This is a genomic window from Pelagibacterium sediminicola, assembly GCF_003390885.1.
Lineage (GTDB): Bacteria > Pseudomonadota > Alphaproteobacteria > Rhizobiales > Devosiaceae > Pelagibacterium > Pelagibacterium sediminicola.
Genome location: NZ_QMEL01000016.1, coordinates 1 through 21,214, shown reverse-complemented (window position 1 = coordinate 21,214; position 21,214 = coordinate 1). Strand labels below are relative to the sequence as shown.

Sequence of the window (21,214 nt, the reverse complement as noted above, 5' to 3'; positions counted from 1 at the left end):
ACAACACGATGGCCCGGTTCGGCGGTGACATGTAAAGGCCGACGATATCCTGCACCTTGTCGACAAATAGCGGATCGGTGGAAAGCTTGAATGTCTCGCTGCGATGCGGCTGCAGGCCAAACGCGGCCCATATTCGGCGGATGGTGGTGTGCGACAGTCCTGTTGCCGCTGCCATCGAACGGATCGACCAATGGGTGGCGTCCTTCGGCGTCGTGTTCAGTGTTCGCTCGATCACCTCGGCCACCTGATCGTCTGATACCGTACGGGGCCGACCGGGACGATACTCGTCAGCCAGCCCCTCGATCCGGTTCCTGACAAACCGCCTGCGCCACTTGCCGACAGTGTGCTCGTGCACGCCAAGCCTCGCGCCAACTTCTTTGCTTTGAAAACCCTCTGCACAGAGCAGGATCATCCGGCATCGGTCTGACAGTGAGCGTGCCGCCTTGTGCCGTCGAACCTGGGCTTCCAGAAAGTCCCGCTCTTCGACGCTTAAAACAATTTCATCCGCTACCCGGCCCGCCATATCATTCTCCAAATCGCTTGGACCAATGATACGAATTACAGTTCCAGGTGACTAGGGTTGGGACTCAATCATAGCCAGTACGCGACTGCTGCTGCGAACATGACGGCAGATAGATAATTCCGAGCGAGCTTGTCGTACCGAGTGGCGACGCGGCGGAAATCCTTGAGGCGGCAGAACATGGCCTCAACGCGCCAGCGGTCCTTGTAGCGCTTCTCATCGTATCGGATTTTGCGCTTGCGGTTCTTGCGGCCGGGGATCACCGGGATGGTGTTCTGACTTCGAAGAGTGGAGCGAAGACGGTTCGCATCATAGCCCCGGTCCGCGATAGCCCTCTTCATACCCATCGTGTGGGCGATGAGCAGATCTGCTCCTTTCATGTCCGAGGCATTGCCGGGTGTCAGGACGAAGCAGAGTGGTCTGCCGATAACGTCGACAAGCGCATGGACCTTGGTGGTCCGGCCACCACGCGAGATGCCAATGGCATTGGCTCGCGCCCCCCTTTTCCTCCACCTGCACAACGATGGGCCTTGATATAGCTGCTGTCGATCTGGGCGGTTTCAGCAATCCAGCCCTGTTCGGTCAGAGCCGCAAGAATGCGTGCCCATATACCCCGGCGGCTCCAACGGTTCCAACGATTGTAGATGGTGGTCGAAGGACCATTCTCGGCAGGGCAATCGGCCCAGCGCCCGCCGCATTTGAGCATGTGAATGATCCCCGAAATCACCCGCCGGTCATCAACCCGTCGGGCTCCAGGCTGGTTCTTGGGAAGGTAAGGCTCAATGGCCACCCAAGCTTCGTCACTCAACCAAAACAGTCTGCTCATCAATACCTCCGGCTTATCCGAAGCCAGAGAATCTGATTTGCAGCCCCTATTCAACAACCTGATTGGGTTTGGACCCTAGGCAGTGGAGAAAAGATTGTCGAACTCTTGCAACTGAGCTGGATCGGACAGATTGAAGGTGCAGATGCCTTCCGCTGTCTCGACGTTGATGAAATTGGGGGTAGCTTCGCCTCCGCGCCCGAGGAAGCCGGAGAAATCTGGATTCTGCTGAGCAAAAAGGAAATCGCTCTGGTTCGCAGTCAACTGCGGGAACTGGCGCTGCGTTTGATGGGATAGGATGGAATTGGCGAAAGCCTTCGTCCCGTCATCGACCCAAGGGTTGAATATCGCCTCGAGGAGAAGGTCTATGGGCACGTCGTATGATCCGCCAGCCTGCGCAACCTGAACAGGCTGGCGGATGAGGCAGCGCCACCAAACTCACCATGCCTCTGCCCGCAATCGCTGAAGCTGGTCCCGTAGGCATCGGAGTGATTGTACTGTCCGCCGCTCTCAATGAACCGTTGCGCCCGCCGATACCGCCAAGATGCGCCATTGCGCGGATCGCATCCAGAGTGATGTTTACGCCGCCGATGTTCTGGCCAATATAGCTGTCCAAGCCCATCTCACCGGCAGGGCGGTCAATGTCCTCGAAATGCCAGCTCTCCACGGCCATCTGTTGCTCTGGAGAGAGTTGCGAGAACTGCGCTCCGGTTAATCCTTGAGGAATGATGCCAGCGCGCGCCGCGTCGGCAAGCCGGGCATCTCCGAACTGGAGACTGCCGCCATATCCGAATTCATTGAGCGCATTCCAATTCCCACTGCTCTCGCTGTTGACCAGCGAAGACACGTACGGCCCATGATCACAAAACGATCTTCCTTCATCAGACCCTCATCAATGCATCTCCAATGCGCCAGCTTGATCAGGGATCTCGTTCGCGGATCTCCATCAGGGCCAGCGGATAACTGCTCCGCACAAAACAGGCCCGACATATGAAAGCGACCGATCAGAAGTTCACAAAAAGGATCAGATGGGAATCCCGACCGATCCAGACAAAGAATGAATTGCTCTCTTTTCTCATGAATGGAAGGAGGCACTATGGGACAAGTTTGTCATGGGAGCGCCTGGGTACGTGGGATTTACTCGCTGATCGTGTGTTCAGGGGCGCCATGGAGAAGCTGGGCGTCGGGAAACTGGGTGAGATGGAGGTAGCGCTCGAACTGCACCAGAATGTCTGCGATAAGCTGATCGCGATGCATCCCCATGACGTCATAGCCGCGCCCGCCGCTTGAAAAGTGGGTGCGCGCTTCGTAGCGATATTCCGGCTTGCCTGCTCCGAGTGGAGCGAAATTTGCAACCGGAAGCGAAGTCAGCCCGACCCCATAGATGAAATCGCGCACACCTTCGGCAGGTGAATGCAGCGCAGGATTGCCGTCCCCGTCGATCTCCACATGCGATGGCCGGCCGCGATCGGTAAGTTCCCGGGCGACCTGTTCAAGAGCAGGACGGACTTCGTTCGCGATGAAGGCTTCCACGTCCCTTTTTTTCGGCGCCCGCATCATGAGGGTCAGGCGACGCTGCCAGGTCAATCCGGCGGCAGGCTGGGCGGGCGCGACAGACCCCGGTGCAGTGCGTGCATATTGCTGGGCGAGATCGGCCCGCATCCCCAGATACAGCGACCACACGAGGCCCAGCATGATGACGGTGAAAGGCAATGCGCTGGCAACCGTGGCCGACTGCAACGCGGCCAGGCCGCCTGCCAGCAGGAGAGAGGCCGCAACGACGCCCTCCATCACGCACCAGAATACACGCTGGCCCGTGGTGGTCTGGGTTTCACCGCCCGCCGCAATGGAATCCACAACCAGAGACCCTGAATCCGAAGAGGTGATAAAGAAGATGGCCACAAGGACGATCGCCAGCGTCGAGGTTACTCCACTGAAAGGCAGATATTGGAAAAAATGGAACATCCCGGTGGAAATATCGGCAGCGATAGCCCGGCCGACCTCGCCGGCGGCGATGCCGGTATCGATGAACATCGCGGTGTTGCCGAACACGGTCATCCAGATGAAGGTAAAACCGGCCGGGATGAACAGTACCGCGGTCACGAATTCACGCACCGTGCGCCCGCGCGAGATGCGGGCGATAAACATGCCGACATATGGCGACCAGGAAATCCACCAGGCCCAATAGAACAGGGTCCAGGCATCGATCCATGGGGTTGGCTGGTAGGCATAGATATTGAATGTGCGGAGCACCAGCGTATCGAGATAAAGCCCCAAATTCTGCACCAGGTCACGGAACAGAGTGCTGGTGGGTCCGGCAACGAGCACGAACAGCATCAGCAGGATTGCGACGACCAGATTGGTCTCGGAAAGGATGCGCACACCCTTGTCCAGCCCGCTGACCACTGAAAGAGTGGCGAGAGCGGTAACCGCGGCGATGAGAGGCAATTGAACGACCGGCCCGACCGGCGTGCCGAGCAGATAGGCCAGCCCGGCATTGATCTGCGATACGCCTACACCAAGCGAGGTGGCGATGCCGAACATGGTGCCCACGATCGCAAAGATATCGACAGCGTGGCCGATCGGCCCATTGATGCGTTCCTTAAGCAGGGGATAGAGCCCGGAGCGGATGGTGAGCGGCAGGTTGTAACGATAACCGAAATACGCCAGCGACAGCCCCACCACCGCGTAGATGGCCCAGGCATGGATGCCCCAGTGGAAAAAGGTGACGGTCATCGCCTCCCGCATGGCGGGAATTGAACGCGGCTCTGCCGTTGGCGGCGCCATGAAATGGGTCATGGGCTCACCCACGGCGTAGAACATCAGGCCGATGCCCATGCCGGCGGCGAACAGCATGGCGATCCACGAGGTGAACCTGAAATCCGGTGTGGAATCGTCAGGCCCCAGCTTTAGCCGACCATACCGGCCAAAGCAGAGCAGCAGCACCGTCACGAGAAAAATCCCGACAGCGAGCAGGTAGAACCAGCCGAAACTCTGGAGGATGCTCGACTGGATCAGGCCAAACACCTCATCGGCCTGGTTCGGAAAGACTATGCCGATGGCAAGGAACAGGCCAATGACGATAATGGCGCCGAAGAATACGGGGGGATTTATAATGAAGGGCTTGAACATACGATCCGTCCACCTTGCCGCGGGAATTGTGTTATCCAGAAAGAACGTGCATCACGGCGGGCAGGGTTCCAAGCTCCTTTTTGTTTGCACGGGCGATACCGCACGCTTCGATCCGGAACAGCGTGGATCGGATGCAATCCGGACTTCGCTAGAACCTTGAAAATCGAGCCCGATGCGACAAGAACCCGGTCAATTGCGGCCGGCATCCCGGCATCGCCAACTCCCCATAGTACATCTGTACGAATGGCTCTACCGCTCTCACACCTTTATCAATCGGACATCGTCAACGCCCAAAGGAGGGGAAAGAGGTGTTCAGGAATTTCAAATCGGCCGTCGTTGCGACCGGCCTGGTGCTGGCCACGGTCAATGCGGCGATGGCCGCAGACGAGATTGACATGTATTGTGTTGGGCCAAACAATTCCGGCTATGGCCAAATGACTGCTTCCTTTAGTCCCACGGAATATAAAACGATAAATGTTTTAGCGTGTGGACAAACAATTTACATGACTGATACTACGTTTGAACGCCTCAATGAATGTATTTTTGAAATAGGTATTGATGTTCCTGTTTGGCATGGCAGTAACAGATTCTGCACTTTCGGCCTTTGATCATGGCAAGGGTTGACTGCAAGGTCAGCTTCGATCCACTGAAAGTCCAAATATTGCCAGCCAATGCAATACATTCCGAACAGAAACCTGGTAGATTCGCTATCTGTTCGATCTGGGCTTTCAGGGGTGGCTGGTTCATATCGGGGGCGTGTCGCTCACCGGATCGCTGTTGATCGGCGCCGTGATATGGGGCATGGGCTCACCCACAGCGTAGAATGTCAGGCCGATGCCCATGCAATTCGGATTTCGCCGGAACCTTGAAAATCGAGCAGATGCGACAAGAACCCGGCCAATTGCGGCCAGCGTCCCCGCATCGCCAGTTCCTATAGAGCAGATCAGTATTTGACGGAATTGTCGTAGCTCCCGCGATTGCGGCGGGTTCGGTCTGGACCCCGGGGAGTGAATCCCGGGGTGACAGGCGGGAATTGGGCCGGTATCGGCCAAAGCCACCAATGTCATTCCGAGACGCGTTCCCGGAATCCAGCGCGATCCAACCCCAACCGCCCCGGCACGCCGTTTCCATCAGAACCTGAAACGATCTAGTACATCTGTACGAATGGCTCTACCGCTCTCGCACCTTTATCAATCGGACACAGTCAACGCCCAAAGGAGGGGAAAGAGGTGTTCAGGAATTTCAAATCGGCCGTCGTTGCGACCGGCCTGGTGCTGGCCACGGTCAATGCGGCGATGGCGGCAGATGAGTATCATTTGATGTGTGAGGAGCCGGGCAAGAACGGTTGGGGCAGAATGGGGGCCTCCGCGAGTCCCAACGCGTACGATACGATGAGCTACTCGGCGTGTGGGTACCAAATGTATTTAGATCCTATAGTCTACGAACGCGCCCAGCAATGCGTCTATGAATTCGGAATCAACGTCCGCGTATATTACCACAATGACTACGACAACCGGCTCTGTACCCTCACGCCTTGATTGGGCTCGTGACCGGCGGCAAGATCGGCTACGATTCACCAAAGGTCCGAATATTGCCGCCCAAGACCAGTCCATTCCGAACAGAAACCTGGCAGATCCGCTATCTGTTCGATCTGGGCTTTCAGGGGTGGCTGGTTCATATCGGGGTCGTGTCGCTCACCGGATCGCTGCTGATTGGCGCCAATCCGGGGGCGACATGGCCGTTTTTCTGGACGGGCCTCATGCTCGTCCTTTCCATTTCGATGGCATCGCTCTCGAAAACCCATTCCTCGCATTTGCGCCACAGCGCCTACGATTATCGGAGCGCCGGTTGGATGCATACGACCCTTACGGCCCTGGTGGGTCTGACCTGGGGATATGGTGCAATCGTCGTCTCGCTCAATAGCGATTTCAACTTGCTTGCCGTCTATTCGCTTGCCCTGGGCGGCACGGCCCTGGGTGCGGTTTCCTCGCAGCACGCCGTTCCCCGCTCCGCCTTCACCAGCATCTGGACCTCGGTGCCTGTCCTGGCGGTAGCTCATGTGATGGAGGCCCGGAACTGGGCCATGGGCCTGATGGTGTTGCTCTACGCTCTCATCCTGTCCATGCTCACCGTGCGCATGCACCGTTTTCTGACCACCAATTACAGCCTCACTCAATCGCTGGACGGCAAGGTTGCCGAACTCACAAAGGCATCGGCCGAACTGGTCAAGGCGCGGGAGGAAGCCGATGACGCCAATCTCTCCAAGTCGCGATTTCTCGCGCAGGCGAGTCACGACCTGCGCCAGCCGATCCACGCCATCGGCCTTTTGACCGCGTCTCTCAAGGACACGCGGTTGAGCCGGGAGCAGCGCCAGATGGTGGACAGCATCGACTCCTCGGTGGACTCGGTCACTGGTCTTTTCGGATCTCTGCTCGATATTTCCCGTCTCGATGTGGGCGGTGTGTCGCCGAAATCCGCGCCCCTCGACCTGGGTGCGTTTCTGGAGCAGGTTGTGATGCAGAACCGCGAGGTGGCGGCGAGAAGCCGATGCGGCCTCTCGCGTGTCAAGAGCGCGGCCTGGGTCGATACCGATGGCAACCTGCTGTTCACCATGGTTCAGAACGTGATCGGCAACGCTTTCAAATATGCGCCCGGGAGCCGGGTGCTGATCGGCCCGCGCCGGATCGAGGGCCGTCTCGCCATACAGATATGCGATACCGGGCCCGGCATCGCGCCGTCGCAGATCGAGGCGGTGTTCAGCGAATTCTACCGGCTGGAAAATGTCCAAGCTGGAGGTCTCGTCGAAGGGATGGGGTTGGGCCTGGCCATCGTGCGCGGCCTGGGCGACCTGCTTGGTCTGGATGTGCGACTGGCCTCCGTTCCGGGCCGCGGCACCTCGATCATCATTGCCGGCCTTGATCCCACGGCCCCGGCAGGTCCTCTTCCAGACAAGAGGGGGCGCACGCATCCGCTTTCGGGCAAACGCATCTGCCTGATCGACGATGATGAGACCGTGCGCGAGGCAACAGCGGGGTTGTTGGAGCGCTGGGGCTGCGTTGTCGAAACGGGATCGGGCTCGGACGACATCAAGGGGGAATGCGATGCCATTCTGGCCGATATGCAATTGAGCGGCGGCAAGAATGGCCTCGATGCCATCGCCGTCATTCGCGACCGTGCGGAAAGACCCATTCCTGCCGTGATCCTGACCGGGCATAGCGATGCGGAAACCAGAACGAAGATTGTTGCCGCAAATATACCCGTTCTGGACAAGCCCGTGCGGCCAGCCGAACTCAGGGCGATGCTGACCCGTCTTTGTCTGGGGCTTTGAGCCTGACATCGGCGGTCAGCGGCCGAAGTCGGTTAACACTCTGAAATCCGTGAGGGTCGTTACACATCGTTCCATAGCATATTTGTACGAGTAGCCCCGTGCTCCACGATCAGTCACAATCCCGGAAAAGGGTCGAATTGAGGGCATTATGAACCATCTCAACCTGGCAATTCTCGTCGCGGGTCTGGTGCTCCTGCCAGCCAATGCCCTGGCCTCGTGGTCATGGGATTCCAACCGATTGCAGACTGGCGGCGATCGTATCAGGGCCGTGACCTGGCAGAATGGGATCGCAGTCAGCATCGCTTGTGAGCCGGACACGGGGCCAGATGTCTTCCAGCTCGAGATAGAGGCACAGGACCTTCCATACCTCGACGCCACTGACAATGCGCAGGAATCGCTGGTCTTGCGCTTCGACGAAAGCGACCGCCAGTTCAACGCGTTCGATGGTTGGGCGGATGTGTGGTATTCGGCTGAAGACCGTTTATGGAAGGGTGGACTTTATCTCGAGTCCGAAGGGCTGGACGCGTTCGGCGGCGCTTCGATCATGCGCATCCTCAATTCGTTCGGACAGGAGGTTGCCCGTTTTACGATGGACGGTTCCCGACTGTCCGAACGCGCAATGCGGGCGGTATGCCATGATGGTATGACGACCAGCCAATGGCGTGCTGAGCATGACCCGTCAGCAAGTGCTCCGACCGACGTGCAGGAACGCCCGGCCTTTGTTGCGTCGGGAGATCATGTAACGGAGCCTGACGACGCTGACCCAGCCTTGTCATTTCCGTTGCCGTCGCAGCAGGACGCCGAAATATCCGCGCTTTCCAAGGCCGTGGATGCCGACTCAACAAATCCCGATGTCTACACGGCCCGTGGCGAATATTTTCGCCTGAATGGTCAGTTCCATGCTGCAATCGAGGATTTTCTCGAAGCGGTGAACCTCGATCGGCTTAATGCTTCACGCCGTGGGGTGCTCGCCACAGCCTATCTGGGTGCCAGCCGCTTCGATCTCGCCTTGGAAACGGCTTTGACCGGACTCTCGCTCGATCCAGATGAATGGCGATCAATCCACGTAAAATGCCAAGCTCTCAGGTTCCAGAAGAAATACGCGGACGCGGTTCCAGCTTGTGAGGCTGCCCTGAAGATCGATTCCGGTCCCGACTATCCCGAAAGTTACGGCAACGTCCTCCATGCTCTGGCTGTTGCGCAGGACAATCTGGACAACACGGACGTCGCTCTCGCACTGTACGACCGATTGATCGCGCGGGAAGAACATTTGGTTCAGGCTCATTTTGCCAAAGGCCTGATTTATGTGCGGGCGCTTTCTTTTGTAGAGGCGGAAACCGAGATGACCGCCGCCCTGAGGTACGACCCCGCCAATCTTTCCGCGAAAGCCGGGTTAGCCGTTGCCCTGGCGATGCAGGGACGTAGTGACGAAGCGAGCCTGCTTGCGCAGGACGTCCTTGCGAATGGAAGCGACAGCTATGCATCCGATTTGGCGAAATTGGCGCTCGATATGGCGAGAGATTGAAGCAAGACGCTGACGACCGGACTAAAATCCGAAATCCTTTGCGGCAGCAACGGCCGCCGAACGCGACTTTACGCCGAGCAGTTTGAGCAGGGCGGAGACGTGCACACGCACGGTGAACGGCGAAATGCCCAGTTCGCGGGCGATTTCCTTATTGCTGTGCCCGAGCACGAGTTGACGCAGTATCTGCCGCTGGCGCGGCGACAGCTGGGCGATGTCGCTGCCATCGGTATCGATATGAGACGCGGCAGCGGCCTTGGCGTCCACTACGACAATATCGCCCTCAAGCACACTGGCGATGGCATCGCCAATCGTGGCGGGATTGGCCGCCTTGGATACGAACCCGTCCGCCCCCTGTGCCATCACCCGCTCGATAGTTTCATCCTCGTCGTCCATCGAGACCACAAGGATCGAGCTGGCCGGATAATCGCGGCGCAATGCGTAGATTGATTTTTCGAGCGCGAAGCCGGGGAAGTGCAGGTCGAGAACGAACAGGCCCGGTGCGTCCTGGTTGGCAAGGTCGACGACGCGGGAGAAATTATCGGCTTCGGTCACGATCGATCCCGGCAGCGCCCGCAGCACAAGGCGGCGCAGACCGTCCCTGAAAATGGGATGATCGTCCGCCAGAATGATCCGTGTCTCTGCCATGCTGCCTCATCAATCACATGATCCATCTTTACCAGCCAGCGACCAACGCTGCCATTAGTACACCCGTTCTAGTTGCCGCCGCGTCCGGCGGGGTTCATCATGACATGGTAAAGGGGGTAGCAATGAAACGCTTTTCTCTCAGCCTGATCGTTCTGTCCGGCCTCAGCCAGCAGACTTTTGCTGCGGAAACCATATTCGACGTCTATCGCATCATCGGCGACACCGAATATTTCCCGCTGGTAGAAACGCTCGACGGCCATTCGATCACCAATTCTTTCGATTGGCGGTTGGATACGAGGATCGAAGAAGAGAGCAATTTCATAGCCTACCTCGAGGAAGGCGGGGGATGGTCGATCTCTGCCTATAAATTCTGGCCGCTGTCCGACGGCGGCGCGATCGCTGTAACGTCGAGCGCTTCGTTTGAAGTCGAAATCATGTATCCAGATACCTATGTGCAGTTCTTTGCGCGTGGTCCGGGTGATGAATGGGGCGAGATCGACCCTCCCATGCCGTTCGTCGATGTTTCGGACTTTCTTGGCCGTTCTCCGGCACTGGAAACCCGGGCAGCGCGCGACATGCTGAAAGCGACCGAGTGGGCCCTCTACTACGATCTCGGTCCGGACACCGAGCTATTGACCATCCGGCTCACCGCCACCAATCGTGATAAATGCTGGCCGGAAACCATCTTTGGCTCCAATGACGATGCCTCATCCGGGGATGAGGAATTCAGTTTCTGCCGCGATGTCTATTCCGGTCTGTTTAGCGAACTGAAATTCGAGCTCGATCCGGACACGGGACGTTTTGCGCTTCAGGCCCCGTGACGCGGGTGGAAATATCCGTCTGCCGCCGCGCATCGCTGTGGCCCGATGCTGTAACAAGGGCCGTCCTGTGGAGGTGCCGACTGAGCTCAACTTCCCCTGGACGTTGTCGACCGCGCCTTGAAACGGTCCCGTGCGGACGTTTTCCGGTCGCTACCAAGGGCGGCCACAGCCAGATCATTTAGATCCTGCGGGCGATCAGGCCACCCCTTGGCTGCCTCGATGCGTGCATAGTCCATGAGCCTGGCAAGGTCTTGCCCAGCATAGGGCAAGCTGTTTGCCAGCCCAATCACCCTTTGGCCCTTTTTCCCATCGTCATAAACAAAACCGGCGGTGGCAACGCCAGCGCCGGTTGCAACGGGATCGCCGAATATTCGGGTCTCGAAGCTGTCTACACGCTCCCAGCGAAAGGACTCATTTTCGCTTGACGGCAAGGTGAGGGTAAAGCCATCCTGTCGCAGAACCAGCTTGCCATTGTTTCCCTGAATACCTCGCAGTCCATAGTACGTGATGAGGACGGGAAAAGCGAAGATGAGCAGATGACCGAAAGGGCTGACTTCGCCGTTGGCAAACTTCCACAGTATATAGACGCCTGCCGTGAAGGCCCAGACCAGCAGCAGAACGAACCACAGTCCGCCCTTGGCCGGTGCCATGACAATCTGCCAGTCAGGGTCCGCGGATGTCGTTGCCTTGGACACTGCTGACCGTCTCCATTGGTTCTCGGATTAAGAATTGGTGCTGGAACTCCGATCAGTCGCCCCAGCGACAAACCAGGCTATTGCTCGAATCCTGCAGCATCCCCTTTTGCGTAAAATTGGCCTCGTAATCGGCCAGAGCCCCTGGCGAGAGATAGACCGTCACGTCGCAGATCGAAACCTCCTCCGTCCAGTCGCCTTGAGTCTCATCGGACGCCATGAGCTGCATGCCTTGGCTATTAGTGATGAAATAGGGATTGGCGGCGTGAGCCACCCCGGCAGGCAGTGCAATGATCATGGCGGCGAAAAAGAGTGCAACAGGTCTTTTCACAGGTCGGTCCTCAAATTGGTTCGACCCAAAGGTTAGCCCCAATTTCAGATGCGACCAATTACGACACCTGTACTACCCTGTTCGGACGGCCTAAATCCCGGTGAAGTTGCGCATAACACGCCGCACCGGCATTTCTTCGCTCAGCTATCGTTGCATCCGTCACTTACGGCCCCTGTCACTTCTGCTCTAGAATGAAGGCGGCATAAGCGGAAGCCAGGTCTGCTTCGGACCCGTCGCTGTCGTCATGCTGCATCATGGCCATGACCGGCGCCATCTTGAGCAGATTGCCGCGCACCCCGTCCACCATCCCCGTATAGACGATGTCTGCGCCCGGAGCCGTCAGGGCGGCGTCCAGGAAATAGCGGGCAGCGGGATCGGGCGTGGCGCGGTAGCGCAATTCGTCGAAGGCCTCATAGACCGCGTCACGCCAGTCCGGCGTATCGGCATCAGGTGGCGGCGCATCATCCATGGTTTGACGCTTCGCCTGTGCCACTTCGATAAGAAAACCGAACATGTCCGGATGACCGCCCTCAAAGGGTCTGCGGGACGGGTCGGCACCGATCCGCAGGTCATCCTTGAAGAGCACCCCCTCACGCCCTTCGGTCCAGACCCAGATGTTGAGATTACGTTGTAGATCCCGATGGGCTTGTCCCAGCTCGCTCAGTTCCAATGCTTCAGCGAGAGACGCGAAAGTCTCCTCATCAGGTTCATTCACCCCCGCCAATACGACGACGATTTCTCGCAAGGCACCGTTCCAGTAGACCTCCTCGGGCTCCATGGCGAGCTTGTCATGGGCAACGTCCAGAATGACTTCGAAAAAGCTCTGGGTGATCGGCTCATCGTGCCAGACCAATTGTTCAACTGCCTGGACATCCAAAGACCGGATAGCCTCTATCATTTCTTCCGGCGTGGCCTGTACTGGCGTACACAGCGCCGTCAGCAGCAGCGCTCCAATGAATCTTCCACGCATGTTGTTTCATCCTCTGCAATCGATGGTCTCGCCAACCTCGGACACGAAGACTATTCGGCGGTCAGCAAGAATGCGGACTGCGTTACGCACCTGGTTGAATTCTGCGCCTGAGCCCGCTCCTGAATCTGGATAGTGAGCCGCAAAATAGAGCGTATGCCCACAGACATTGATTGGCTGATCGTAATTAACCTGTTGCGACCAGTGTTCGGTGCAAGGCTCATATGCTGCTGAGCCCTGAATCCAGTCGGACGGCGATATGTCGACGGTCACGTTGGTGAGGCGGCCATTGCACTGCCCCAGATCCGAACCGCCGATTGTATCCAGTTCCGGCGACCCCCAGGTTTCGATATCGTCTGACCCCAGAGTAACGACTTCCGGCATGGCCCAGACATCGAGCACGAATTCCTCCGACTCCTCCTGACCACTCTCCCAACCGGAATAGGCACCGGTCTCAGTCGCTTGCTGGTCTACCAACCGCTGGTTCAACCCCACCATGAACTCGTTCCAGTCGAATTCAGGTTCGTTGGCGCGATCCTCGTAGGCCTGTGCCTCGTCATAACCGAGCGCCAGGGCCAGTTGCAGATCCCTATGCGCCCAATAGGAGAACCAACCAGGCAGACGTCCATCGGCATCGGGTACATTGACAGCACCGGCGGAACGCAACATGTCGATGATCTGGCGGTCATTGTTCACAGCGGCATGGTGCAGCGGTGTCATACCTTTGGTCACGGAGCCGCGATTGGGGTCAGCACCGAGCGCCAGCAATTGGTGCACGATGTCGCGTTGACCGTCGCCCACGGCATAGAGCAGAACCGAACCGCCATCGTCTCCCATTGCGTTGGGGTTTGCCCCGGCGGCCAGCAGCCTGGCAACATTGTCCCATTTCCCTGCCCGTGCTGTGTTGAACAGGATTGGCTCACCACGGCTCGACACATAGTTCGGGTCCGCGCCCCATTCCAGCGTCCAATCGAGAAGCGCACCATCGTCGGTTGCCGCGATGTGATAGGCCAGAAACCCGTTGAGATAGGCCTCGCAATTGGGATGAAATCCGCGGACGCAGCCATAGCGCATACTCTCGCTCATCCATGTCGGATCGTTGCCCAGGACGTCGTCCATCCTGCGGATTTCCGCGATCGTTTCACGTATGGCGCGCGTGTCGAGGGCCTTTGCCGCATCGACCAGACGGCCGCGGAAATATCCGGCACTTTGACCGACATAGATCGTCTGCTCGGTTGCGGCCTGCTGGCCGGTTGCGTCGCTGACAATGATCTGCAACTGCACAGCGCCTTGAGCCGTCCCGGTCTGAAGACGGGAGTCGATGAACAGATTAGTGTCTCCCGGTTCACCGCTGTCGTAAACACGGGTGTCATTAAACGCCTGTTCAAACGAAATGAGGCCGGAAGGCTCGGCAGTAACGGCAAAGTTCAGAGGTCGTTGCCAACCGCCTTCCATCACCAGCGAGAACGTTGTGCTGGTATTGGGTATCGCCAATGGCATAGCCGACGCCTTGACGGTCAACTCAGTCCCGATGCCCCGCAGGCCATCAAGGTAATTTGCGATCGCGGTTTGGCCGTTATTCCGGGCAATTTGCGCGGCTGTGGCGCTCCCGATAATCACATCCGTGTCAGCGCCCGCCTCGACCAGCATGCGCACGATTTGCTCGTGGCCTGCCCGGGCAGCAAGATGCAGGGCGGTTGCACCTTGATGGGTCGTGGCATTGACATTCGCCCGTGCCTCGATAAGCGCCTCGACGATGTCGATATGACCATGCGTAGCCGCATAGAGCAGCGCTGGACTTTCATCCTGCTCCGCATAGTCGGGATCGATGCCCTGATCAAGAATGGCTTGGACCACATCGGCCATGCCCAGACGCGCTGCCTCGGCCATCAAGGTGCGGCCATTTGTGAAGACGTAGTCAATGGGATAGCCAAGATGAATCAGGGCATAAGCGGCCCTTGCGTTTTCCTTGCGCACGGCAAAAACCACGGGGCTGGGGGCTCCGGACCAGTCTACACGTGTTTTCGCCCCGCCCTGAATGAGTTGAAGCAGGCCGGACTGCATTTGCGGGTTGTCGACCATTTCATAGCCCATGAAATACATGAAGGGCGTATCGTTCTCTCCAGGCTCATAGTCAGGCGGATCATTGGCGTCAAAACCGGCCAGGACGTAATCGCGTACTCTGGCAGTGTCGCCGGCAAGAAGTGCATCATAGACATCATCGACGCTAATCGCTGGGGACAAATCCCCGGGGCCGTCCGCCAAGAGTTCAACGGTATCGAAATCGGGAATCCCTGTGTCAGCGGACGCCGCAATATTTGGGATCTGCGGTGCTGGCTGCTGTTGGCCAGAAGGTGCTTGCATGGCCGCCCACTGATCGATTGTCAGGCCCTGGTGACACATTGCACGGATCGCCTGTTCAGCCTTGCGCGAACCCTTCATCGAGAAACGAGTCACTTCCTCACTGTTCATGTTGATGACGCGCATGGTCGCGGCGCCACCGAAGGAATCCAGAACACCGGCCTCGAAATAGAGCGAGCCGGTCCAGGCACGATCGGGCGCGAAATACCAGACATCGGACCATCCATCGGCAACGAAGTCCTTGCCGGTGCCATCGAACTTGAAGATCAGTTGCGTTTCAGCACTGTCGGTATTGTCGAGATGAGGAAAATAGTCGCTGACGAAAGTGAGATGGAAAACATCCGGATCATCGCCCGCATCGCATTGCAGGCTGATGAGGAATCCGTTTTCCTCGGCCTGCGCCGTTACCCGCACACCGCCATCGGCATTTGTCCCGGTATAGTAGTCCCAGTCGGCGGACGCACTTTGTGCCGCCGTCAACAGCAAAGCCGCGACAAGCCAGATGTGGCGAAGAAGGACGGTCATGGCGAGTACCCCCGGATTTTCGCCTATTGTGCTCAAAGAGAACCGCTTTGACCATTAGTACAGATCGACTAGCTGTTTTACCCCCGGGCTTCGATGGAGTGCTCTGTCCGCCCGAGCGCCGCCGCCGAAGCGGCGGTTCATTCCACCAGAAGGCGATTGCCAAGCGGCAAAACAGCGACTTCGGATCGACAATTCGTTGCCGGTACAAAACAGGTTGACTTTAATTCCATAAATCCAGTATTCTCGATTTATGGAATTATCAGTAGCAGTCACGGCTTTGGCCGCTCTCGCCCAGTCGACCCGCCTCGATGCCTTCCGGCTGCTCGTCCGGCACGAGCCGGAGGGCGTGCCTGCGGGCGAGCTGGCCCGACTGCTCGACATCCCGCAAAATACCATGTCAGCGCATCTGGCAACACTTTCCAGAGCGGGCCTGATCGTGGGGGAACGGCAAGGCCGCTCGATCCTTTACCGCGCCAATCTCGATCGCTTCCAAGAACTGACACTGTTTTTGCTCAAGGATTGCTGTGGCGGCAGCGCCGATCTTTGCGCCCCGATCATTGCCGCACTCACCCCCTGCTGCGATCCTCGAGAAACCCGTCAATGACCGATCTGCCACGCCGACTTGCCGCTGAAGCGCTCGGCACCGGCCTGCTGGTCGCTGCCGTTATCGGCTCGGGTATCATGGCCGATGCGCTCACCGCCGACGACGCAGTGGCTCTGATCGCCAACACGCTGGCGACCGGTGCCATTCTTGTGGTTCTGATCGCATTGTTCGGTCCGATCTCCGGCGCACATTTGAACCCCGCCGTATCGCTCGTTTTCGCACTCCGCCGCAATTTGTCGGTGGGCGAGGCGGGATTGTTCATGCTCGCACAGGTGGTGGGCGGCATCGGCGGGGCGCTACTGGCACACGCAATGTTCGATCTGCCCCTGATCGAGCTTTCACAAAAAATCCGTAGCGGCCCGTCGCAATGGCTGGCCGAAGCCGTCGCCGCGTTCGGCCTGGTCGCCGTGATCCTGGGCGGCATCAAGGTGCAGCGCGCCGCTGTGCCATGGCTGGTCGGTCTCTATATCACGGCTGCCTACTGGTTCACCGCCTCGACCTCGTTCGCCAATCCGGCCGTTACCATCGGCCGTGCCATCACCGACACGTTCTCCGGCATCCGTCCGGCGGATACGCCAGCCTTCATCATCGCGCAGTTCATCGGCGCGCTCATCGCCATGGCCCTGGCGGGCTGGCTGTGGACGGATACGCCGCAAAGGGAGACCGCATGACCATTACCATCTACCACAACCCCGATTGCGGCACCTCGCGCAATACCCTCGCCATGATCCGGGCGAGCGGGGAAGAGCCGGAGATCATCGAATACCTGAAAGATCCACCCTCGCGCGAGCGCCTGAAAACGATGATTGCCGAGGCAGGCCTTACCGTGCGCCAGGCCATCCGGCAGAAGGACACGCCCTATCTCGAACTCGGCCTCGATGACGAGAGCCTGAGCGATGATGCCCTGCTCGATGCCATGCAAGCCCACCCGATCCTGATCAACAGGCCGTTCGTGGTCACGCCCAAGGGTGTCCGCCTCTCGCGGCCGTCCGAAGTCGTTCTGGACATCCTGCCCAATCCGAGCATTGGGGAGTTCACAAAGGAGGATGGCGAGATCGTCCGTCCCAAAGGCCTTACACTTGACTGATCTATCCGACCTTCCGAACCTTGCTCCCCATGTATTCGACCTGCCGGACTTTGAGCGCCTGACCTCTACAAAGCTCGATCACAAACCGCGCATCTTGCTGCTCTATGGCTCCTTGCGGGAGCGCTCCTATAGCCGGTTGTTGACCTTCGAGGCTCAACGCCTGCTCGACGCCATGGGCGCGGAAACCCGTATCTTTCACGCCAATGGCCTTCCGCTGCCCGATGACGCTCCCGATACGCATCCCAAGGTGCAGGAGTTGCGCCAAGCCATGCTCTGGTCGGAAGGTCAGGTATGGACAAGCCCCGAACGCCATGGCGCGATGAGCGCCATCATGAAGGCGCAGATCGACTGGATCCCGCTGCCCGGCGGCTCGATCCGGCCCACACAGGGGCGGACGCTGGCGCTCATGCAGGTATCGGGCGGATCCCAATCCTTCAACGCGGTCAACCAGATGCGCATTCTGGGCCGGTGGATGCGGATGATCACCATCCCGAACCAGTCTTCGGTCGCCAAGGCCTGGCAGGAATTTACACCGGAAGGCCGGATGAAGCCCTCATCGTTCTACGAACGGGTGGTCGATGTGATGGAAGAACTGATGAAATTTACCCTGCTGACGCGCGGCGTTGCCGACCATCTCACCGACCGCTACAGCGAGCGCCGGGAGACCGCCGCCAAACTCGAGGAGCGCACCAAACTGGCGTCGATGTGAGCACCCCGGGCCCGCAAGCCGGAGCTATGCGGCGTCACGCTCGATTATGCCAGAGTGCACGCCTAGATCGTTTCAGGTCTTGATGGAAACGGCGTGCCGGGGCGTTGGGGTTGGATCGTGCTGGATTGCCGGAAACAAGCCCCGCAATGATATTGACGGCTGAATGAGAACCGATCCCGGCAGCCTCCCGCAAGGGCAATTCCTGGCATCGCCGGCATCACGGAAAGGCGGCAGGCGGGGGCATGTCGAGGCAAGCGGTCAATCGGAAGATTCCCCGGGGCATTGGGTCACGTTCGGCCGACGGATCGTTGGTCAGTGCCGGCAGGTGATACCAAAGCGCGGTGTTCAACTCCGGCATCAGCAGAAAGGCGGGAGCCGGCTGGCCCTGCTGCGGCTGCGCCGACGTGAAGCCTAGATCCGCATCCAGCGCATAGAAGCGCAGAAGCGACGGCAGCTCGTCCAGGGGCGCGTCCGGCCAACGGGCGCGGAGAGCCTCGATCGTGTTTGCCGGGCCGGTCCCACGCGCTTCGGGCGCGTAGGGATCGTCGACGGGATCGAGTGTAAGGTTTCCCTGCGACGCGGCGGCGGCGAACACAAACCAGTAGTCGCGCTGCGCGGTCGTGAGGCGCAGATAGAGGTCCGAGGACCAGCCGGCGCGGGTCTGCGCCGGAACCAGGTGGACGACATAGTCGTCGCCTTCGCCTGTCATCGTGTAGACGGCACGTTCTGCCCGACAGTCTGCAAGGGTGGCTGTGGGTTGGGCCAAGGCTGCGACGGGCAGGAGCAGCGCAGTGAATAGGCCGGCACACCGTCTTTTCATGGCAGACTCCTATTCCCCGGCCCGATTCAGCCAAACCACGCGTCGCGCAATCGCATACTGGCCTTGAGCGGCACCCTCGATTTCGAGAATGGCATAGATCGTATCCATATCGACGGGCAACATGCGCAGCGTCATGTCCATGACCGAGCCCGCCATGCTCACGTCGCCTCGGCCAACGAGGCGAGGCAGATCTTCCTGATCGCAGTCTCCGGCCCATGCCAGGACCGCATCGTCCGGCGTAAGTACCGGCTCTGGGATGTCGGGGTGGTCGATCTCGATCACCCAGCGACCCTCGTCCGCGAGGGTGATGGCCATCGGTTCGGTCATCTCGGGGTGATCGAGCAGCAGATCTTCGCCCAGCAGCCAGATGGACATGGTCTCGGTTTCAGGTGAGGATTGCATGGGGATGACCATCCCGCCGGCAAGGACGTAGCCGGAAAGGTGGGCGACGCGCCAGTCACCCACGAACCGCTCGCGCAACTCCTGCCATGTTGCCGGCGAGGACATGCCGCAAAGAGGCGAACTGTCGCCGGCGCCCTGCGCCAGCGCGGGAACGGCAGCGCAGGACAAAATGGCTGTCAAAACGATGACCGGTCTCATTGGATTTTCCTCCCTGTCGCAGAACGCTAATGCCCGGTAGCAGTGATCCGGCCTCCATCCACATCCAGAACCAGCTTTTGTCGTTCGCCAGCAGTTCGGCCTGACATCGGGTAGGCCATCAGGCCTGCCTCGATCACGCCGGTGAAGTGAAGTGAACCGTCCTTTTCGTGGTCGATGTCGAGTATCGCCTGCCCCCCGGCGTCGCTTGACAGTCCAAGAGCGGGATTTCCGTCTTCGTCCTCGAGCCGCAGTTCGAGGAGACTTGTGGTCCCATCGGCCACCATCACCATCAACCGGATGGAACCGATGCCCGATGGCACCTCCTGCGGTTCGGCAAGAATCCGCAGAGAGCCAATGCCTTCGCTCTCGAAATGGTATTCTGACCGCTCGGCGTCGATGCGCCACGAAACAGGCGCCTCTTCGAGAAACCCAGTCATATTCCCACCCAGCTGATCGGCCAGAACAGGCGCGGCCAGGAAGATCGCAATTAGGGAAAATGCCGCGGTCCTCACTGCAACTCACTCAGTACAGCTTCGAACGTCAGACTGACGCTGAGAGTGTCGTCGAGGTCAGGATTACGACGGGCAATCCGCTCCACACTCGTTAGAACACCTTCCACCTGGCCCGCGATTGCCAGCACACCGCCTTGGTATGAGGCGCTCGTAATAGTCAGGGAGAGTTCATCATCTAGGTCCGCACGGTAAATACGATACGGATCGGTATCGAGAATTGGGACGTCGATTTCTGCGGAAAAGAAGTCACCATCGAGATCACCGATCCACTCTGCACCGAGGGACAAGCTGCCCAGGCCGCGCTCCCTCAGTGCCGGTGCTCGAAAATAGATTGAAAAACTTGAAGACGTGAAGTCGGACTGCTCTGTCCAGACCGACAGTTCAATCTCTTCGCCTGCGATCGTCCCTGACGCCGCTCCCCCGGGCTCTGCAGCCATGACGGGTACGGCAAGGGAGAGAAAGCCAAATGCAGTGATGGCTGATCTGAGCATGGTCGTAAGTACTACCGATTCTTTGAAATTGTCGTAGATCATTCGCCGAGCGTGATCATCGCGCGTCCGAGAACGCGCTGGCTTTGAAGGTCGAGAAACCGCACTTCGTATTGTCCCGGCTCGTCCGGGAGCTTGAATACCGTTTCGGTTTCGTCGCCCACGCGATGGACTGCAATCCAGGTAAAGTCGGGTGCATCGGCTCGTGCCAGCGCCACGCGCCGGTCGGCATCGCCAGCTTCGATTGTCCACGAAACCGTAACGATGTCGCCCGGCCTTGCTGTACCAGGAACCACGAGCCCGGCACCCTCATCAATCGGCGCATCCGCCGCCAGCACCTCGAGCGGTCGCCGGGCCATGACCCGGTCGCCATGATCCAGATGGTAACGGACTTCATAGGCGCCTGGCTCCGCCGGGGCGGTGAACGTGCCGCGATCAGCATCGCCGACGCGGCGATAGCCGCTTTGCTCGCCGTCGGGCGTGCCGATTGGAACGATGGCAACGTAATCGCGCGGATGGATGACGCCGCCCCATGATACGGTGATATCCGTTTCGGCCCGCACCCTGTCGGGTCCGTCGAGCGAGACGTCGCCCCCCACCACCTCGATGGGCGCGCGGGCCAGAACGCGGCCGCCGGAGTCGAGTTGCAGGCGCACCTCGTAAAGACCCGGCTCGGCCGGAGCACGAAGATCGCCCTCGGCCTGGTTATCGAGCCGGTCATAGT

The 21,214-nt window shown here is 59.0% G+C and carries 24 protein-coding genes; 9 read left to right on the top strand and 15 right to left on the bottom strand.

All coding sequences use genetic code 11. The features are described 5' to 3' along the window. The 5 genes from DQG18_RS15560 to DQG18_RS15545 form a co-directional block, all read right to left on the bottom strand. On the bottom strand, positions 1–523 hold a 523-nt coding region (locus tag DQG18_RS15560), incomplete at its 3' end, for an IS630 family transposase (protein WP_116655168.1). Between the two features lie 68 nt (positions 524–591). Continuing rightward, positions 592–1,346, bottom strand: a protein-coding gene (locus DQG18_RS15555) for an IS5 family transposase (RefSeq protein ID WP_116655167.1) whose coding sequence is annotated in 2 segments (ribosomal slippage) — positions 592–1,016 and positions 1,016–1,346 — 756 coding nt in all. Because the reading frame shifts where the segments join, the coding sequence is not laid out codon by codon here. Between the two features lie 75 nt (positions 1,347–1,421). Then, a complete protein-coding gene (locus DQG18_RS15550) occupies positions 1,422–1,718 on the bottom strand; it encodes a hypothetical protein (protein ID WP_116655166.1) in 297 nt (98 codons plus the stop codon). Beyond that, positions 1,669–2,190: a hypothetical protein gene (locus DQG18_RS16240; RefSeq protein WP_157970210.1), complete on the bottom strand. Its 522-nt coding sequence runs from the start codon at positions 2,188–2,190 to the stop codon at positions 1,669–1,671. Before DQG18_RS16240 ends, DQG18_RS15550 begins: the two co-directional genes overlap by 50 nt. 290 nt (positions 2,191–2,480) lie before the next feature. Next, positions 2,481–4,475 (bottom strand): BCCT family transporter, encoded by a 1,995-nt coding sequence (locus DQG18_RS15545; protein ID WP_116655165.1) that lies wholly within the window; start codon positions 4,473–4,475, stop codon positions 2,481–2,483. Between the two features lie 308 nt (positions 4,476–4,783). Between DQG18_RS15545 and DQG18_RS16235 the strand changes: the two genes are divergently transcribed. The 4 genes from DQG18_RS16235 to DQG18_RS15530 all read left to right on the top strand — a co-directional run bounded on the left by DQG18_RS16235 (position 4,784) and on the right by DQG18_RS15530 (position 9,328). After that, on the top strand, positions 4,784–5,083 hold the full coding sequence (locus DQG18_RS16235) for a hypothetical protein (RefSeq protein ID WP_157970209.1): 300 nt from the start codon (positions 4,784–4,786) through the stop codon (positions 5,081–5,083). Positions 5,084–5,704: 621 nt separating this feature from the next. Then, entirely contained in the window at positions 5,705–6,013 is a 309-nt protein-coding gene (locus tag DQG18_RS15540; protein WP_116655164.1) for a hypothetical protein, read from the top strand. An 8-nt stretch (positions 6,014–6,021) separates the two neighbouring features. After that, a complete protein-coding gene (locus DQG18_RS15535; RefSeq protein ID WP_245958502.1) occupies positions 6,022–7,803 on the top strand; it encodes an ATP-binding response regulator in 1,782 nt (593 codons plus the stop codon). 148 nt (positions 7,804–7,951) lie between these two features. Beyond that, positions 7,952–9,328: a tetratricopeptide repeat protein gene (locus DQG18_RS15530; protein WP_116655163.1), complete on the top strand. Its 1,377-nt coding sequence runs from the start codon at positions 7,952–7,954 to the stop codon at positions 9,326–9,328. Between the two features lie 21 nt (positions 9,329–9,349). On the opposite strand, the gene DQG18_RS15525 is transcribed toward DQG18_RS15530, so the two are convergent. Further along, positions 9,350–9,973 (bottom strand): LuxR C-terminal-related transcriptional regulator, encoded by a 624-nt coding sequence (locus tag DQG18_RS15525; RefSeq protein WP_116655162.1) that lies wholly within the window; start codon positions 9,971–9,973, stop codon positions 9,350–9,352. A 122-nt stretch (positions 9,974–10,095) separates the two neighbouring features. On the opposite strand from DQG18_RS15525, the gene DQG18_RS15520 reads away from it, so the two are divergent. Beyond that, the gene (locus DQG18_RS15520; protein ID WP_116655161.1) at positions 10,096–10,794 is read left to right on the top strand and encodes a hypothetical protein; all 699 of its coding nucleotides are present in this window, start codon (positions 10,096–10,098) and stop codon (positions 10,792–10,794) included. An 86-nt stretch (positions 10,795–10,880) separates the two neighbouring features. Here DQG18_RS15520 and DQG18_RS15515 read toward each other — a convergent pair whose 3' ends face one another. From DQG18_RS15515 to DQG18_RS15500, 4 genes are all read right to left on the bottom strand, one after another. Continuing rightward, positions 10,881–11,489 (bottom strand): hypothetical protein, encoded by a 609-nt coding sequence (locus DQG18_RS15515; protein ID WP_116655160.1) that lies wholly within the window; start codon positions 11,487–11,489, stop codon positions 10,881–10,883. Positions 11,490–11,541: 52 nt separating this feature from the next. Further along, a complete protein-coding gene (locus DQG18_RS15510; RefSeq protein WP_157970208.1) occupies positions 11,542–11,817 on the bottom strand; it encodes a hypothetical protein in 276 nt (91 codons plus the stop codon). Positions 11,818–11,992: 175 nt separating this feature from the next. Then, positions 11,993–12,787, bottom strand: a complete 795-nt coding sequence (locus DQG18_RS15505) for a hypothetical protein (protein ID WP_116655158.1) — start codon at positions 12,785–12,787, stop codon at positions 11,993–11,995. A gap of 6 nt (positions 12,788–12,793) precedes the next feature. Continuing rightward, a complete protein-coding gene (locus tag DQG18_RS15500; RefSeq protein WP_116655157.1) occupies positions 12,794–15,670 on the bottom strand; it encodes an ankyrin repeat domain-containing protein in 2,877 nt (958 codons plus the stop codon). Between the two features lie 250 nt (positions 15,671–15,920). On the opposite strand from DQG18_RS15500, the gene DQG18_RS15495 reads away from it, so the two are divergent. The 4 genes from DQG18_RS15495 to arsH are packed head-to-tail and all read left to right on the top strand — an operon-like array spanning position 15,921 to position 18,070. After that, positions 15,921–16,274 (top strand): ArsR/SmtB family transcription factor, encoded by a 354-nt coding sequence (locus tag DQG18_RS15495; RefSeq protein WP_116655156.1) that lies wholly within the window; start codon positions 15,921–15,923, stop codon positions 16,272–16,274. Continuing rightward, positions 16,271–16,945 carry an aquaporin gene (locus DQG18_RS15490; protein WP_116655155.1) on the top strand — a complete coding sequence of 225 codons (675 nt, stop codon included), beginning with the start codon at positions 16,271–16,273 and terminating at the stop codon, positions 16,943–16,945. The genes DQG18_RS15495 and DQG18_RS15490 overlap by 4 nt, the downstream gene beginning before the upstream one ends. Continuing rightward, positions 16,942–17,361 carry an arsenate reductase (glutaredoxin) gene (gene arsC, locus DQG18_RS15485; RefSeq protein ID WP_116655154.1) on the top strand — a complete coding sequence of 140 codons (420 nt, stop codon included), beginning with the start codon at positions 16,942–16,944 and terminating at the stop codon, positions 17,359–17,361. Before DQG18_RS15490 ends, arsC begins: the two co-directional genes overlap by 4 nt. Next, on the top strand, positions 17,354–18,070 hold the full coding sequence (gene arsH / locus DQG18_RS15480; protein ID WP_281270425.1) for an arsenical resistance protein ArsH: 717 nt from the start codon (positions 17,354–17,356) through the stop codon (positions 18,068–18,070). The genes arsC and arsH overlap by 8 nt, the downstream gene beginning before the upstream one ends. Positions 18,071–18,287: 217 nt before the next feature. On the opposite strand, the gene DQG18_RS15475 is transcribed toward arsH, so the two are convergent. The 5 genes from DQG18_RS15475 to DQG18_RS15455 form a co-directional block, all read right to left on the bottom strand. Next, positions 18,288–18,890 carry a hypothetical protein gene (locus tag DQG18_RS15475; RefSeq protein ID WP_157970207.1) on the bottom strand — a complete coding sequence of 201 codons (603 nt, stop codon included), beginning with the start codon at positions 18,888–18,890 and terminating at the stop codon, positions 18,288–18,290. A gap of 9 nt (positions 18,891–18,899) precedes the next feature. Continuing rightward, complete coding sequence (locus tag DQG18_RS15470; protein WP_116655151.1) at positions 18,900–19,490, bottom strand: hypothetical protein; 591 nt, start codon at positions 19,488–19,490, stop codon at positions 18,900–18,902. Between the two features lie 26 nt (positions 19,491–19,516). After that, entirely contained in the window at positions 19,517–19,927 is a 411-nt protein-coding gene (locus DQG18_RS15465; RefSeq protein ID WP_157970206.1) for a hypothetical protein, read from the bottom strand. Between the two features lie 71 nt (positions 19,928–19,998). Next, on the bottom strand, positions 19,999–20,535 hold the full coding sequence (locus DQG18_RS15460; protein WP_116655149.1) for a hypothetical protein: 537 nt from the start codon (positions 20,533–20,535) through the stop codon (positions 19,999–20,001). After that, positions 20,532–21,214, bottom strand: a 683-nt coding sequence (locus DQG18_RS15455; protein WP_198669802.1) for a hypothetical protein, incomplete at its 5' end; no start/stop codon positions are given. The genes DQG18_RS15460 and DQG18_RS15455, both read right to left, overlap by 4 nt.